The 15203-nt window shown below is 61.6% G+C and carries 11 protein-coding genes and 1 pseudogene; 5 read left to right on the top strand and 7 right to left on the bottom strand.

Annotated elements, in window-relative coordinates; genetic code table 11:
- Window positions 1–85 precede the first annotated feature (85 nt).
- The 5 genes from ACK83U_RS26925 (at window position 86) to ACK83U_RS26905 (ending at window position 8288) form a co-directional block, all read left to right on the top strand.
- Window positions 86–5827, top strand: a complete 5742-nt coding sequence (locus ACK83U_RS26925; RefSeq protein WP_412474936.1) for a beta strand repeat-containing protein — start codon at window positions 86–88, stop codon at window positions 5825–5827.
- Between the two features lie 7 nt (window positions 5828–5834).
- Complete coding sequence (locus ACK83U_RS26920) at window positions 5835–6410, top strand: invasion associated locus B family protein (protein WP_112603094.1); 576 nt, start codon at window positions 5835–5837, stop codon at window positions 6408–6410.
- Between the two features lie 13 nt (window positions 6411–6423).
- Window positions 6424–7113 (top strand): hypothetical protein, encoded by a 690-nt coding sequence (locus ACK83U_RS26915; protein ID WP_112603096.1) that lies wholly within the window; start codon window positions 6424–6426, stop codon window positions 7111–7113.
- A gap of 2 nt (window positions 7114–7115) precedes the next feature.
- A complete protein-coding gene (locus tag ACK83U_RS26910; protein WP_112337099.1) occupies window positions 7116–7589 on the top strand; it encodes a DUF4189 domain-containing protein in 474 nt (157 codons plus the stop codon).
- Window positions 7590–7808: 219 nt separating this feature from the next.
- Window positions 7809–8288, top strand: coding sequence for an invasion associated locus B family protein (locus tag ACK83U_RS26905; protein ID WP_412474935.1), 480 nt, complete (start codon window positions 7809–7811; stop codon window positions 8286–8288).
- A 216-nt stretch (window positions 8289–8504) separates the two neighbouring features.
- On the opposite strand, the gene ACK83U_RS26900 is transcribed toward ACK83U_RS26905, so the two are convergent.
- The 7 genes and pseudogenes from ACK83U_RS26900 to ACK83U_RS26870 form a co-directional block, all read right to left on the bottom strand.
- Window positions 8505–9365 (bottom strand): hypothetical protein, encoded by an 861-nt coding sequence (locus tag ACK83U_RS26900; protein WP_112603098.1) that lies wholly within the window; start codon window positions 9363–9365, stop codon window positions 8505–8507.
- Between the two features lie 69 nt (window positions 9366–9434).
- Entirely contained in the window at window positions 9435–10430 is a 996-nt protein-coding gene (locus ACK83U_RS26895) for an alginate lyase family protein (protein WP_412474934.1), read from the bottom strand.
- A 358-nt stretch (window positions 10431–10788) separates the two neighbouring features.
- Complete coding sequence (locus ACK83U_RS26890; protein WP_112603100.1) at window positions 10789–11760, bottom strand: ROK family protein; 972 nt, start codon at window positions 11758–11760, stop codon at window positions 10789–10791.
- Window positions 11757–12482, bottom strand: a complete 726-nt coding sequence (locus ACK83U_RS26885) for a ribulose-phosphate 3-epimerase (protein ID WP_112603102.1) — start codon at window positions 12480–12482, stop codon at window positions 11757–11759. Before ACK83U_RS26885 ends, ACK83U_RS26890 begins: the two co-directional genes overlap by 4 nt.
- Before the next feature lie 25 nt (window positions 12483–12507).
- A pseudogene (locus ACK83U_RS26880) lies at window positions 12508–13305 on the bottom strand (alpha/beta fold hydrolase); the annotation flags it as partial.
- On the bottom strand, window positions 13305–14123 hold the full coding sequence (locus ACK83U_RS26875; protein ID WP_112603106.1) for a sugar phosphate isomerase/epimerase family protein: 819 nt from the start codon (window positions 14121–14123) through the stop codon (window positions 13305–13307). The pseudogene ACK83U_RS26880 and the gene ACK83U_RS26875, both read right to left, overlap by 1 nt.
- Window positions 14123–15199 carry a Gfo/Idh/MocA family protein gene (locus tag ACK83U_RS26870; protein ID WP_112603107.1) on the bottom strand — a complete coding sequence of 359 codons (1077 nt, stop codon included), beginning with the start codon at window positions 15197–15199 and terminating at the stop codon, window positions 14123–14125. The genes ACK83U_RS26875 and ACK83U_RS26870 overlap by 1 nt, the downstream gene beginning before the upstream one ends.
- Between the last annotated feature and the right edge of the window lie 4 nt (window positions 15200–15203).

The following is a 15203-nucleotide window of genomic DNA, read 5'->3' as shown; positions in this document are numbered from 1 at the left end:
AAACTTTGTTTCAGCCGATCGTACCGATCGGTCGCTCCGGCGGCGCCTGATGGCTGTACTGCGGATGGCGCATCGGGTGTTGGGTATGAAGCGCCTTCGCTTGGGCATAGGGACACCTGTAGTAGGCGGCGCTGTCGGAGTGCTGCTTGCCGTCATTGGTGGCATGACACCGCAGGCGGCCTTCGCACAGGTCGCCATCGGCAATGGGGTTGTCAGCAACCCCGCTAACTGCACTAATCCCACCGCTGCAACCGCCGGCAGTACGGCTCTTGGTTGCGGCGCTCACGCCGCCGGTGCGAGCGCGACTGCCATTGGCGCTGGCACCAATGCGAATGGTTCGAATTCGCTGGCGATTGGAAATGCAAACAGCGCAACCGGCGATGGTTCGATCATCGTAGGCTACTCCAACTCTGTGAATGGCCTCAATGCAATCGGCATGGGCGTCTTCGCGAACGCCACCGGCGTAAACGCTCTTGCTGTGGGCGGGAACGCACGCGCACTGGTGGCTGGAGCGTCGGCCTTTGGTGTCAACACCACAGCAAACGGGGCGAACGCACTTGCCCTCGGCTCTACGGCTACCGCTTCCGGTGGCGCTTCGGTCGCGATTGGATTATCCTCCAATGCCTCATCTTCAAACGGTTCCGCCATTGCCATGGGCGTAGGCTCCACGGCCAACGCCGGAACGGGCGGCGGCTCTCCGATTGCCATCGGTACGAATGCCAATGCAAGCGGCACCGCTCCTTCCGGCTTCACGTTCGAGTCTGTTGCGCTTGGCTCCGCCGCGACGGCCACGGGGGCATGGGCGAATGCCGTTGGTTCGAGTTCGTCTGCGACGGGGACAGGATCTAGCGCTTTCGGCACGTCGGCCGCCGCAACGGCAAACCAAACTACGGCGATCGGCAATGGGGCAGCGGCTTCCGCCCTAAGAGGTTCCGCCATGGGGTATCTGGCCAAGGCCTCCAACACGGACACCATCGCTCTCGGCACGAATGCCGCCGCATCAGGAACCAACTCGCTCGCAATTGGCCCAACCACCGTTGCGTCGGGGGCTTTCGGCGTTGCCTTGGGTAACCAGGCGCAAGCGCTCGCCGCTGGTGGTGGCGTTGCGATCGGCTCGGGCTCAATCGTTGCCAGCACCGCGACTTCCGGCGTCGCGCTCGGCAACAATGCAAATTCTGGTGGTGTTTTATCGACTGCCGTGGGCGCCGGTAGCAACGCCAGCGGCGACAATTCCACCGCTACAGGACGCCAGGCGGTCGCCAGCGGCACGAACGCCTCCTCATATGGATCTGGAGCGCAGGCGACGGGGAACAACTCTCTGGCAGCCGGCGTCAGCGCCAACTCCAGCGGTGCCGGCAGTACCGCACTCGGCATCGGCACGGTAGCCAGTGCAAGTCAATCGCTCGCTGCAGGCTACCAGGCCGCTGCCAGCGGTACCGGCGCCACGGCCATTGGCCAGAGCGCCATCGCATCCGCCGCATCGGCGATCGCCGTAGGCCCGAATGCCAAGGCGGATGCGGCCGAAGCGGTCGCCATGGGTAACAACGCGGTTGCGACCGGCGGCAAGGCCGTCTCCATCGGCTCCGGCAACACCGCTTATGGCAACGGCGCGGTCGCGATCGGTGATCCGAGCTATGCGAGCGGCACGGGCGCCTTCACCGGCGGTGCCAACAACATCGCCAACAGCGATGGCACGGCAAGCGCCACCGCCGCCAACCAGGCACCCGGCGCGGTTGCGATCGGTAATAACAACAAGGCGATCGGCCAGGGTTCGGTTGCGCTCGGCAACGGTTCTACCGCAGGCGCTTCCGGTTTCGTCGGCAATGTTGCACTGGGTAACGGCGCGACGGCGGCGGCAAGCTCCGGCGACGTGGCCCTCGGCTCGGGCTCGGTGACCGCTGTCGCCGTCGGCACGGCCAGCGGGGTGGTCAACGGCACGACCTATGCCTATCAAGGCACCAACCCGTCTTCGACCGTGAGTGTCGGCGCTGTTGGTGCCGAGCGCACCATCACCAACGTCGCGGCCGGCCGGGTCAGCGGGTCGTCCACGGACGCCGTCAACGGCTCGCAGCTCTTTGCGACCAACCAGGCGGTCGACGCCATCGGCACGACGGTCAACAACATCACCACCGGCGGCGGCATCAAGTATTTCCATGCCAATTCGACGGCGGCGGATTCATCGGCGACCGGGGCGGACTCGGTTGCGATCGGACCTCTCTCGGTCGCGTCAGGGGCGAATGCCATCTCGGCGGGCAACGCTTCGGGTGCCTCCGGCCTTGACTCGGCCGCGTTTGGATACATAGCCAAGGCCACGGGTGACTTCAGCACTGCCATGGGCCCCAATGCCAATGCGACAGCCACGTCCAGCACCGCGATCGGCCAGAATGCCTTTGCCACCGCCGTTCAGGCAACCGCTCTCGGCAAACAGGCAAATGCTAGTGCCGCGGATGCGCTCGCACTGGGCGCCAACGCCACGGCCGGCAATGCAGGCGCCGTGGCGCTCGGCTCGGGCTCGGTGACCGCCGCGGCGGTCGGCACCGCCAGTGGGGTGGTCAACGGCACAACCTACGCCTACCAGGGCACCAACCCGTCTTCGACGGTGAGTGTCGGCGCTGTTGGTGCCGAGCGCACCATCACCAACGTCGCGGCGGGCCGGATCAGCGGCTCATCCACCGACGCCATCAATGGTTCGCAGCTCTTTGCCACCAATCAGGCGGTCGATGCCATCGGTACGACGGTCAACAACATCAATACGGGCGGCGGCATCAAGTATTTCCATGCCAATTCGACGGCGGCGGATTCGTCGGCGACGGGCGCGGAATCGGTTGCGATCGGACCTCTCTCGACGGCGGCGGGCGCAAACGCCATAGCGGCCGGCAACAGCGCGACTGCTTCCGGCCTCGACGCAGCGGCGTTGGGATACATCTCGAAGGCGACGGGCGACTACAGCACCGCCATTGGCCCCAATGCCAATGCGACGGCGACATCTAGCACCGCAATCGGCCAGAATGCGTTTGCGACCGGTGTTCAAGCGAGCGCTCTCGGCGCAGGAGCGAGCGCCGGCGCTCAGAACGCCCTCGCGTTGGGCGCCCTTTCCGTCGCCAACAACGCAGGCGACGTGGCCCTCGGCTCGGGCTCGGTGACCGCTGTCGCGGTCGGCACCCCCAGCACCACGATCGGCGGCAACACCTATAACTTCGCCGGCACAACACCGGCCTCGACGGTCAGCGTCGGCGCGGTGGGTGCCGAGCGCACCATCACCAATGTCGCGGCGGGCCGGCTCAACAACGGTTCGACGGACGCCGTCAATGGCTCGCAGCTCTTTGCGACCAATCAGCAGGTTGACCTGAACACGACAGGCATCACCAATCTCAGCAATATCGTCAACAACATCAACACCGGTGGCGGCATCAAATATTTCCATGCCAATTCCACCTTGCCGGATTCCCAAGCCCTCGGGACGGATTCGGTTGCCGTCGGTCCGAATGCGGTCGCCAACAATGCCGGTGATGTGGCCATAGGTCTGAATTCGGCATCGGGTGCGACGACGGCGGTCTCGGGCGCAACAATCGGCGGTACCGCCTACACCTTTGCCGGCACCACTCCGGCGGGCGCCTTCTCGGTCGGTTCGGCGGGCGCCGAGCGCCAGATCCAGAATGTCGCCGCCGGCCAGCTCAACGGCGGCTCGACAGACGCGGTCAACGGCTCGCAGCTCTTTGCCACCAACCAGGCGGTCGACAGTCTCAACACGACGGTCACCACCATCAACGGCAACCTGACCAATCTCGGCAATACGATCAACAACATCGCCGGCGACACATCGACGACCTATACCGATGCCAACGGTAAGGGCATCCGGTATGTGCGCACCAATGACAGCACGCTTGCCGTCAGCGATTCCTCGGCTCAGGGTGTCGGTTCCACAGCCGTCGGCTATAACGCGACCGCTGCGGCAGGCGATGCCCTGGCACTTGGAAGACAAAGCCAGGCCACCATCCAAGGCGGGGTCGCCCTCGGTTCCGACTCGGTTTCCGATCGTCCCCTGGCACCCACCAGCGGCCAGATCGCGGCCGGCCCGACGAACTTCATCCAATACAACACGACGGATAAAACGCTGCTGGGCGCGGTTTCGGTCGGTTCGAGCACGGCCTATCGACAGATCATCAATGTTGCCGACGGCACCAACGCGCAGGACGCCGTCACCGTTCGCCAGCTTCAGGGCGCCATCGCTTCGGTAGCGACGACCCCAAGCAAGTACTTCCATGCCAACTCGGCGGCAGGCGACTCCCTTGCGGTCGGTGCGGAATCGGTGGCGGTCGGCCCGACCACCGTGGTCAACGGCGACAACGGCATCGGCATCGGCAACGGCGCGGTCGTCGACCAGGTCGCGCCTGGCGGCACGGCCATCGGCCAGAATGCCCATGTCATGCTGGCCGACGGCGTAGCCCTCGGCACAAACTCGCTGGCGGCGGGCGTGCAGTCGGTCGCATTGGGCGCCGGCGCGCAGGCAAACAATATCAACAGTGTCGCGCTCGGCGCGCAATCGGTAACGACCGTGGGTGCTCAGGCGGGCTATACCGGCTTTGCCCTGACGGGCCCGCAAACCTCCGTCGGCGAAGTGTCGATCGGCTCGGCCGGATCGGAGCGCAAGCTCACCAATCTGGCCGCCGGTTCGGCAAACACCGACGCCGTCAACGTCAGCCAGCTCAAGGGTCTCGGCACCAACATCACCAACCTGATCGGCGGCGGCACGACGGTCAATCCGGATGGCTCGATCACCGGCCCGACCTATAATGTCCAGGGCAACAACTACACCACGGTCTACGATGCCTTCGGCGCGGTCAACAACACGCTGACCAACATCACGAGTGGCGGCGGCATCAAGTATTTCCACGCCAACTCGACGCTGGCGGATTCCACCGCCAGCGGCACCGATAGCGTTGCGATCGGTCCGCAGAGTGTCGCCAGCGGCGTGAGCAGCCTGGCGGCAGGACTTGGATCTGCGGCGACGGGGCAGGGTGCGGTTGCCCTCGGCCAGGGTGCGCAGGCTAACAATGCCAATGATGTAGCCTTGGGCTCCGGTTCCACAACACAGGCTGCTGTCGGCACATCCGGCACGACCCTTCAAGGCACGCACTACGACTTTGCCGGCACCGCGCCTGTCGGAACGGTGAGTGTGGGTTCTCAAGGGGCTGAAAGAACCATCACGAACGTCGCTGCCGGCCGTATTTCTTCCGACAGCACCGACGCCATCAACGGATCGCAGCTTTATGCGACCAATCAGGCGATCGACAGCCTGCAGACCGGTGTCGGAACGATCACCAAGAACGCCGTTACCTATGACCTCAATCCCGATGGCAGCAAGAAGAACAGCATCACGCTGCAGGGCGGTGACGTGAATGCGCCGGTGGTCATTTCCAACGTCGGCAAGGGTGTCGCTCCCACGGATGCGGTGAACGTTGCCCAGTTGGGTGACAGCATCACTCAGGTCAAATCCTATACGGATACGGCTGCCGCCACCACGCTGGCCTCCGCCAACAACTATACGGACCAGAAATTCGGCCAGCTGAACCAGGAACTTGGGGACGTCCGTTCCGAGGCAAGGCAGGCGGCCGCAATCGGACTTGCAGCGGCATCGCTTCGTTATGATGACCGTCCGGGCAAGGCAAGCGTGGCTCTCGGTGGCGGTGTCTGGCGAGGCGAGGGCGCGGTGGCCTTCGGCGCCGGTTACACCAGCGAGAACGGCCGCGTCCGGGCGAATTTGTCCGGTACGGCCGCCGGCGGACACGTGGGTGTCGGCGCTGGCGTCAGCTTCACTCTGAATTGAGGCTGTCATGATCAAAGGAGCGCTTTACGGCGTCCCGACTTTCCTAATGTGCATGCTCCTGTTCGGCTCGATTGCAGCCGGACAGGATGCTGCCTCTCCCGCGTTTCGTATAAAACCTTCCGAGGTCGTTGTTCCCGGGGAGGTGAAGCTTGGCGACTATCAGCGGACCATTCGTCCCTTCGAGAACTGGACGCTGATTTGCGACGAAAATCTCAAAATTCGCCAGCGGGTCTGCAACGTCACCCAGATCATCGAGAACGAGGCCGGGCAGGTCGCATTCAGCTGGTCGCTCGCAGCGACGAAAAAGGGCGATCCCTATATGATCTTGCGCGCTGCCCCGGTTGCCAAAAGCGACGGCGGTATCCTGTTGCAATTCGAGGGCCGCAAGGAGCCGATACAGGTCCGGTTCAACGGCTGCAACAACACGGTGTGCGTCGGCATGCTGCCGGTCGGACCCCTACTGCGCGAGCAGATTTCCAAAAGTGCGGCGCCAACGGTTTCCTATCCGACAGCGGATGGGAGGACGATCAGCGTGACCGCAAATCTCAAAGGCCTTTCCACAGCCGTGAAGGCGATAAAGTGACGGATGGATTTCAATGACCCAGCAATCAATTCACGATCGCATCATGTCGCGAAACACCAAGGATGCCGCAATTCAGAACCTGGCGGTCGAGCAAGCCGAGCCAAAGCGAAGCTGGCGAAAGACCGCCGCCCTTTCGGTGCTGGCGATCGCAATCGTCTCTGCTGGCGGCTATGCCGCCGTCCGATATGATGTCTTGGGTAATCTTCTCTCCCAGCCGGCGGTCGCTGCAGCGAACGACGCCAATCAGGCGCTGCCCGATACGCCGTTCCTGCAGCACGCCAAGCAGGCCGGACTGCATTCCTGTTCGACGATTTTCCCGGTTCTAGGGCAGCTGCTGACCAACGGCACGCAGTACAATGTCCAATCGGTGTGGAACAAGGAGGCAGCCGACAAGCATGCCGTGCAGGCACTTGTGGGCATGAACTATGCCACGCAGGGCTATAGCGGTCCGGCCGCCGGCATCGTATTTGCAGCACCGGTCGCATCCGGCTGCGAAGGAGCAATGGTTCGGGTCGCACCGTTCACAATGTCTTGCCCGGAAGTTTCGGCCAAGTTCCCGAACGGAAGCAAGCTCGTCAACAATCTCGACCAAATCGGTGTCTACCAGCTCGGCAACGATGGCGGCGATGCCATGCTTTTGCCGACAGGAAGCGGATGCGTCGTCATTTCCGTGGCTTCGGCAGCAGGAAAGCAAGGGAGCTAAACATGAGATTGAAATCCGCGATTTCAGCGATAGGCATGCTTCTTGTCTCCGCCGCCCATCCGTGGGCTGCCGATCTCTTCACGACTGAGCAGCCGCCGGCTCCCCCGCCTGACGAGCGCGGCATATGGGCAGCCATCGCCTATTCCGCACCTGATGAAAAATACGGCTTCTTCTGGGGAGCCGACAAGCGCCAGGAAGCCATGGATATCGCCCTCAAGCATTGCGAGCGGGATAAGGGTAAAAGCTGCGTCGTCGTCAGTGTCTTCCGCAATCATCGTCACTGGGATGACGACGATAAGACCGGCTTTCCATACAATCATTGCGGCGCGCTTGCCACCGGCAAGGAAGGCGGCAAGCGCGTCACTCCGTGGGGCGCGAATTCGGCGCCGACACGCCGCGAAGCTGAAGATCTCGCGCTCAAGGCATGCGAGGGCTCCGGCTCCCGCTGCAGCGTGCGGGAATGGGTATGCACGTAAGCGCTTCCGCGCGAGATCGCCCTTGGGCGCGTCGGTTCGCGTCGAAGGGTAGCTGCCGACGCTAGCTCTTCATCCTGGCCTTTGCGGAAACGATTGCACAAGGCCATATTACAAGTTGAGAGATATTATCCTTTGTCAAATTCCGCATTCATTTCACTTCGGACAATCGGCCGCATTTCTTATGCGGTGCTCGCCTTCATCTCCGCGAGCTTTGCTCTGATGCTTGCACCTGCGGCCTTTGCCCAATCGGCCCTGCCGAACGGTGCATCCAGCCTGCAGGAGACGTATCAGGACTGGCATGTTGCGTGCAATCAGCGCGATAAGGCGCCTTCTTGCGCGCTCTCGCAAGACCAAACTCAGCAGAACGGTCAAAGATTGCTCGCCGTCGAGATGCAGATGCGTCCCGACGGCAGTGCGCTTGCGACGCTGCTGTTGCCGTTCGGAATTGTCCTCGACTCGGGCGTCACACCGAATATCGACGATCAGCCGCCCTTGAAGCCGGTGCGCTTTCGTACCTGCCTGCCGAACGGCTGCATAGCCTTGCTTCCGATCGACGCTCCGACACTTGCCAAATTGCGAACCGGCTCCCGCTTGAACCTCAAGGTTGTTGCCGATGGCGGCAATGCTTTGGGCTTCCAAGTGTCTCTGCAAGGCTTCTCAGCGGCTGCGGATCGCGTTGTTGCATTGGCCAGCCGGTAAAGTAAATCTCCTGGCAGCGACTTGTTTACTGGAGCTTACTGCGGAAGAAATCGATCAATTGCGCATTCATCAGGCGATGGAATTCCACGCGATCGAAACCGTTCGGGTCGGTACATATGATCGGGGCGAGTTTGGCAAGCGCGGCGCTGCAGGGTGCAAGAAAGTCATAATGCTCTGCACCCGCCACGACGTGCAGTTCAGGCGGAAGAGGTAATGCTATGCCAACATTTTAATTTGAAAGCCATTCGCCTTCATGAGTTCCAAAAGACCGTTGTTCCCGAGTAAGACGGCCAATGGGAGAAGAAGGAAATTCTGCGTCGCCTCAATCTTCAAGACCTGCTTCAGTAGCAGCGCTTTGAATTGTGGTCCCGCAAGAGAGCCGAGCGGATTGACCACGCCCTCCTTGAGGATTTCTTCTCGCAATTGGGTGATTTCGGATACACGCCGCTGCTCGTAAAGTGTTTCCATGTATCCCCCAATAGGTCCCAGTTGGCGACGTTTCTCGAGAAGATAACTGATTTGATGGGCGCCGACCGCTTCCAGCGTGAAGCTATCAGGTGGCGACCATATGGACATCAAGTCCGTATCGCTTATTAACGGCGATATCTGTTTTCCACTGGAACGCACGTGATCCATGATCACACCCTCGACACTTGGCGTCCATGGGTGTTGCCCTTCCCCCATCAACAGAAGGCTTACCACGTATCCAGGAAGTCGATCGACCGGAGCGCCCGCGGCAGCCGACACAATGCGGCGCAGATATTCAGCGTCAGCCGGTGGCAAATATGGAAGAACCGGTGGTATTTGTTTTATGTTCGTCGAATACTTAAGATGTGGAGCATTCGGCCCGATGTCGGTATAAACAGAAATCGCCTGTTCTGATATCCGCTCCCCATCCCGAACGATGTCCGACACGAGTGCGGCATTGACGCGTTCATAACCGAAAATATTGATCGATCGATCGGCCAGGTTCGCTTGCCAAAATACGGCCTTCTCTTCACTTGCCGCAGCACTTTGACCTGCCCGGAGCGTCAAAGCGCAAGCCATAATGGCAAACTGCCTGCGTGTTAGATGCATTATGGTTCTCCATTGAACCGTCTCAGGCAAATCCGAGGCGCGGGTTAATCGGGGCTGTTCCGGATAGTGTCATTGAGAACGCCCTGTTGCCGGACGTCCGCTCCAGGCAACAGTCACGTTGCCGCCAAGCCTTGGGTTGATGAAAGGCCGACGCTGAGCGATCAGGGCCATCAGTTGTGGATCATGAAAGCGAGCCTGATATGGCTCCATCCAGGCGAGGTCGCCGGCAAACGTCCAGGGGAAAAAATGTTGCGGCGTCGAACTGTAGGCTGAGAAACTGCTTGGATCGAGCACCGCCTCGATCACCAGATTGGCCAGACGCCGAATGGCGCCGTTATTTTCGGCATAAAGATCAACATGGCGTGCTTGCGCCAGCTCCGCGGTGAAGACCAGCGGGATGAGCGCAAAATTGTGATAATGAAGTGCTCGATCGCCACGGTTCAGCTCGCGCTCCAACGTGCCGTTCGGCTGAATATCGTTGATGCCTTCGCGTGCACGGGCAATGCCCGCATCAACCAGGTCGGGCTGCTTCGTCAGCGTTCCTATGGCCGTGAGGTCGAGGCTCGCCCAGTAAACCAGATTGTTGTGCAGATGGTTGATGGCATCCGCATCCCGCGTAGACGTTGCAATCTCGATAAGCCATTTCGAGATTGCCGGTGAAACAGCAGGCGCGGCACTCTTCGATTGGGGAAATAACCTGAGCAGAGCCAAAGCGAAATCTGTGCCTGCCCATGAACGCTCAAAATATCCCTGATAACCGTTGATCGGCCCCATCAAGGCATTTGCACGAGCCCAAGTGTCCAGAAGTGCGACCACGCATGCTTTGTCGCCAATGTCGGCCGCCTTATTCACCTGTTCGATGAAGGCATGCAAAGGCTTTATCGCCCTGCCATAGCCATCCGGATCATCGTAGAATCCGGGTGGATCGAAAGCGGACATTGGCGGCGGGACCTTGCAGGCTTCTGCGCGTGCGGTGATTGGCAGCATACAGGCAATGAACATGGCGAGGAGCATCGCTGAATATACACGCTTCCGGCCCACCGGCATTTTGACTGATGCAACCATTTTCGCTCTCCGTCATCGAGCCACAGTCTGCCTCGATCTCAAGCAGCCTTCAGGGCTCTCGCCAGATCTTGCGCTGTTTGAACGGACAAGTGAGCTGAACCCGTCGCTCGACTTCTGAGAATTCTTCGCTGCCCAAGGATGAGCCTGGCTCGATCATGCCGGCGCATTCCCGGCGACGTCGTGATTTGAAGCCCGCTTTGGAGGAAGGCGGGTCGTTATTTCCGGGAAAACGCTTATCGCCACGACCTCATAAGCGTTGACTGGAGGCGACGATCCGGAACTTGCACGAATAATCGGTGTTCAGCGAGATGGCGATGCCCCGATGAAACTTAATGCCAACGATAAGGCCGCCCGATCGTCAATTCAGTTTGGCAAGCGAGTTTCCCTCGTCGTCGAAGATGAGGCTGGCCGCGCCGATCAAGCCGGCATGGCGTCCGAGTTGTGCGGCAACGATCGGCACGTCGCGATAGGCAGGCATGGCGCGCTCGCGAACTGTCATCACCATTTGATCGTGCAGAAGATCGAAGCCATGCGAAATTCCTCCGCCCATGACAAGCACGTCGGGCGAATAGAGGTGAAGCAGGTTCGTAAAGCCGATCCCCAGCAAGCGCGCCTCGTCAGTCAGCAGCGCCAATGCATCAGCGTCGCCCTCTCGCGCGGCTTCAACGACGTGTCGTCCGGTTACATCGGCGTTGGCGGCGAGCTTGCGCAGCATCGATCCGTCTGACGGCCTGGTGCGGCCCGTTGCCCGCCTGCCGAGTGCCGTGCCGGAGGCGACGGCTTCGAAGCAGCCGATTGCGCCACAAAAGCAACGCTCGCCCTCGTTCGTGATCGTCATGTGGCCGATCTCGGCAGCCAGACCGCGCCTGCCATGCAGGATACGGCCATCGGCAATCACGCCGCCGCCGATACCGGTCGATACCGTGACGAACACCATAGACGCCGCCCCGCGGCCGGCGCCATATCGCCATTCGCCGAGCGCTGCCGCGTTTGCATCGTTTTCAAGCCGCACAGGCAGCCGGAAGTGGCCGTGGAGAATGTCCGCCAACGGAACCTCATGCCATCCGACGAGCGTCGGCGCGGCAATGACGACACCGGCGTCCGGATCGAGCGGGCCGGGCGCACCGATCCCAATCCCGATCGGCGAAAGACCAGGCGTTTGCGCCAGCACCGTTTCGGCCAGCTGTTCGATCTGGCGGATGACGGCGGCGGGGCCGCCGGCCGCATCCGTCGACAGCGACGAGAACGACAGAAGGCGTCCCGCATCATCGATAAGCGCGGCGCGAAGCTCCGTTCCACCGAGATCGAATGCAAGAGCGACCTTTTTCACGAAACCCGGCTCTCCAGTCCATGCAGCCAGGCGATCCGGTCGGCAAGATTCTTGTCGCCGAATGCCAGCGATCCGAGAACGACCGTCTGCGCGCCTGCTTGGCGCAGAAGCGGCACCGTTTGTTCGCGAATGCCGCCATCGGCGGCGAGTATGATCCGATCTTCGCGGCCTGCCTTCCTCAGCAGAGAGCGCGCTTCGATCAGCCGGTCGCAGGCTTTTTCGGAAAGGCTTTGTCCCTTGACGCCGATCGAGGTTCCGAGCAGCGTCACGAAGGCGACATGATCGATGAAGGGGTCGATCGCCGATACGGGCGTTTCCAGCCGCAGCACCACGCCGGCTTCGGCACCCAGATCCCTGGCAAGTGCAATTGCGCGCAAGCCGGCGTCGCCGTTTTCAGCATGGACGCTGATCAAATCCGCCCCTGCTTCTATGAACTGGCGCGTCTGCTCCTCGACGATTTCAGCCTCGACCATGAGATGGACGTGGATCGGCTTGGCGGTCGACTTGGCGATGCGCGCGACAAAATCCGGAAAGAACAGGAAGCCCGGCGTAAAGCGCGCATCGGCGACATCGATGTGATGCAGGTCGACATAAGGCTCTATGCGCTTGAGATCGGTTTCCATATTGGCAAGATCGGCCGACCAGAGCGAGAATTCGCCGAGAAGCCTGTTGCGGGGAAGCGCTGCGATGGCCGCCGGGCCGGAAAAGGGTCTGGACGTCATGATGAATGAAACTCCGGGGTGTTTGGGCTGCTAGAAAATGCGCGATGGCGTCTTGGACCTCGGCAAAATGCCTGTCTTTGTCGATGGCCTTGGCGGTAACTTCGACAAAGCTTGCGCCGGGAATGACGTTGGCGAGCGTCTGCGCGCAGGAGAGCGGATGGATCGCGTCGTGCCGGCTGCCGATGACGAGGGTGGGCACGGCGAGGGCGGCTGCCGCTGCCTGTGGCACATCCGGTCCGTCTGCGGCGATGTCAGCCAGAACGGAGGCAAAGGCGAGAGCATCCGGTCGGTCGAAATAGCCAAGCAGGGAGGAGAAGTTGTCCGGTGCCTCCGAGGCGATCCGTCGTCCGGTCTCAGAGGCGACAAAACGGTTTTTGGCTTCCTCGATCGGGTGCGAACGGATCAGGGCGGCAACGGCCCGGATCGGCGCGAGATTGTCGGGCGATGCCTCGAAGGTCCAGGCGGGACGCACGAGAACGAGGCCGGCGACCCGATTGGCGTGATGATGGGCAAGATGCAGCGCAATGGCCGCGCCCATCGAAATGCCGCCGACGATGAAGCGGTCGAACCCGTATTCGGTGGTTGCGGCCAGAACATCCTTGGCAAACATATGAATCGAAAAGGGTCGCGCATTGCCCAGCGAGGATGCACCATGTCCGCGGCATTCCAGCGTTAGTCGGTGAATGCCTGCCGAAGCGGGGACATTCTGCGCGACCTGCGCCTCATCGCCGCCAAGTCCGTGTTGGAAGATGACCGGAAGCCCCTGTCCATCCTCATAGATGGCCAGTTCCGCATCGCCGCGCTTGAACGATTTCTGTCCCATCAGATCAGCGCCTTGAGAAAGCCGGCGACGCCGGCCGCTTCGGAAGCCGAAAGGCCATGTGTCACGAGCGGTCCGTCGAAATTCACCGAACGCAGCCGCGCGATGAAATCGGCAAAATCCACCACGCCTTGTCCGGCAGTTGCAAAGCGGCCGTCGCTATAACGATCCTTGGCGTGCGCCAGGACGATATGACCGGCGGAGATTTCGACCGCCTCTGCGACGATCGCCCGCGCTTGCGCCCGCGTCGCTTGCTCGAAAAGATTGGCCGGATCAAGCACGATGCGCAGCCGCGGCGATCCCATCTCGTCGATCAGCCGTCGGGCGTCGCGTGCCGAGGTGACGATATTGGCCTGCTCCGGCTCGATACCGAGATCGACGCCATGCCGCTCCGCCAGCTCCAGGGCTTTCGACATTTCAGCGGCCATGTCGGCCCAGGCGGAAGCGTCGCCATTGTCGGGATGATGTGCCCATTGGTCGTTCGGGTCGCGCGTTCCGGTGCAAAGCGTCACCAGCGGAATCGAGAGTGCGGCCGCCGTTTCGATGATGACGGCGAGCTGGGCGAGGCCCGATCGGCGAACGGCAATATCGGGGTGAGCCATGTTGTAGGTGCCCGATAGAGCAGCGAGCGAGATACCCGTCGCCTCGACGGCTGTCCGGATCGCAGCGATCGTTTCTTTCGAAACGGTATCGGGCATAGACGGGAGACCGCAGCAGGCGAGATTGAACTGCGCGCATGTGTAACCGCTATCCCGCACGGCCGAGAGAACGCCGAGCGGCTCCGTTCCGGGAAAGGTCTTGGCGAATATGCCGATTTGCATCAGACCGCTCCCGAAACCGATGCGAGTTCGACGCGCTCGCCTCGTTCCACCGATCGGGCGATCGCCACCATCGCGCGGATGGAGGCGAGGCCGTCCTCGACATTCGCGCCGCGCATCGGCGCGCCGTTCAGCGCAGTGTCGGCGAGCCCCTCCAACTGCCGGCGGAAGAAATGGCCGTCGGCGCCCAGCGGCTTCCGGCTTGTCGCATCCTTCTCGTGAAAGATTTCCACTTCGCTCGAGCGGAAATACCAGGGATTGAAGGTCTTTGCGAGAACAGAGCCGTTTTCGCCGTAAAGCTGGAAACCTTCATGCCAGTCCATGCGCACCGCAACCGTCAGGTCCAGATGGCCGAGGGCGCCGTTGGCAAACTCGGTCTCCACGAACCAGCAATAGGCGCCGGCGCGTTCCAGAAGCCGGGCGCGAACGGCGACGATCTCGCCGCAGAAAAAGCGCGCGGTGTCGACCAGATGCGAGCCATGCGCCAGCATGAAATATTGCCGGAGATCGGCCTTGGGATTGCCTGAGGGCTTGCGCGCAAGCTTGCTGGTGACGGGCAGGGGCTGTACAGCATCGGTATTGGTATAGCGGTGGGTGGAATCGCAATACCAGGCCTTCATCGCAAAGATCTGGCCTATGTCATCGCGCACGAAATCGCGCGCCGCCTCGAGCGCCGGATCGAAGCGTTTCATGTGCCCGACTTGCAGGATCTTTCCGCATCGGCGCACGGCCTCGGCAAGCTGCTGCCCTTCCTCGACCGACACGCCGATCGGCTTTTCGCAGAGCACATGCTTTCCGGCTTCCAGCGCCTTGATCGACATCGGCACGTGATAGGCGTCGGACGTTGCGACGATTACGGCCTCCAGCTCGGGATCGGCCAGCATGGCGTCATAGTCGCCGTACATCTTCCGCGGTTCATAGGTCGCGCCCATGCGGGCCAGAAGATCGGGGGCCGCGTCGCAGATCGCATAAAGATCGGCATTCCTCGCCTTGACGCAGGATTCCAGATGCGCGAACTGCGCGATCGGCCCGCAGCCGAGGACTCCCACACGAAGACGGCGACTTTCCTTTTCGATCATGGTC

The organism is Rhizobium sp. WW22 (genome assembly GCF_047041135.1).
Lineage (GTDB): Bacteria > Pseudomonadota > Alphaproteobacteria > Rhizobiales > Rhizobiaceae > Rhizobium.
This window is presented reverse-complemented; position numbering and strand designations above follow the sequence as displayed.

Excerpts from the sequence above, each read along its gene's own strand:
- ACK83U_RS26925 (WP_412474936.1), top strand. The coding sequence starts at position 86 with ATGAAGCGCCTTCGCTTGGGCATAGGGACACCTGTAGTAGGCGGCGCT.
- ACK83U_RS26920 (WP_112603094.1), top strand. The coding sequence starts at position 5,835 with ATGATCAAAGGAGCGCTTTACGGCGTCCCGACTTTCCTAATGTGCATG.
- ACK83U_RS26915 (WP_112603096.1), top strand. The coding sequence starts at position 6,424 with ATGACCCAGCAATCAATTCACGATCGCATCATGTCGCGAAACACCAAG.
- ACK83U_RS26910 (WP_112337099.1), top strand. The coding sequence starts at position 7,116 with ATGAGATTGAAATCCGCGATTTCAGCGATAGGCATGCTTCTTGTCTCC.
- ACK83U_RS26905 (WP_412474935.1), top strand. The coding sequence starts at position 7,809 with ATGCTTGCACCTGCGGCCTTTGCCCAATCGGCCCTGCCGAACGGTGCA.
- ACK83U_RS26900 (WP_112603098.1), bottom strand. The coding sequence starts at position 9,365 with ATGCATCTAACACGCAGGCAGTTTGCCATTATGGCTTGCGCTTTGACG.
- ACK83U_RS26895 (WP_412474934.1), bottom strand. The coding sequence starts at position 10,430 with ATGGTTGCATCAGTCAAAATGCCGGTGGGCCGGAAGCGTGTATATTCA.
- ACK83U_RS26885 (WP_112603102.1), bottom strand. The coding sequence starts at position 12,482 with ATGACGTCCAGACCCTTTTCCGGCCCGGCGGCCATCGCAGCGCTTCCC.
- ACK83U_RS26875 (WP_112603106.1), bottom strand. The coding sequence starts at position 14,123 with ATGCAAATCGGCATATTCGCCAAGACCTTTCCCGGAACGGAGCCGCTC.
- ACK83U_RS26870 (WP_112603107.1), bottom strand. The coding sequence starts at position 15,199 with ATGATCGAAAAGGAAAGTCGCCGTCTTCGTGTGGGAGTCCTCGGCTGC.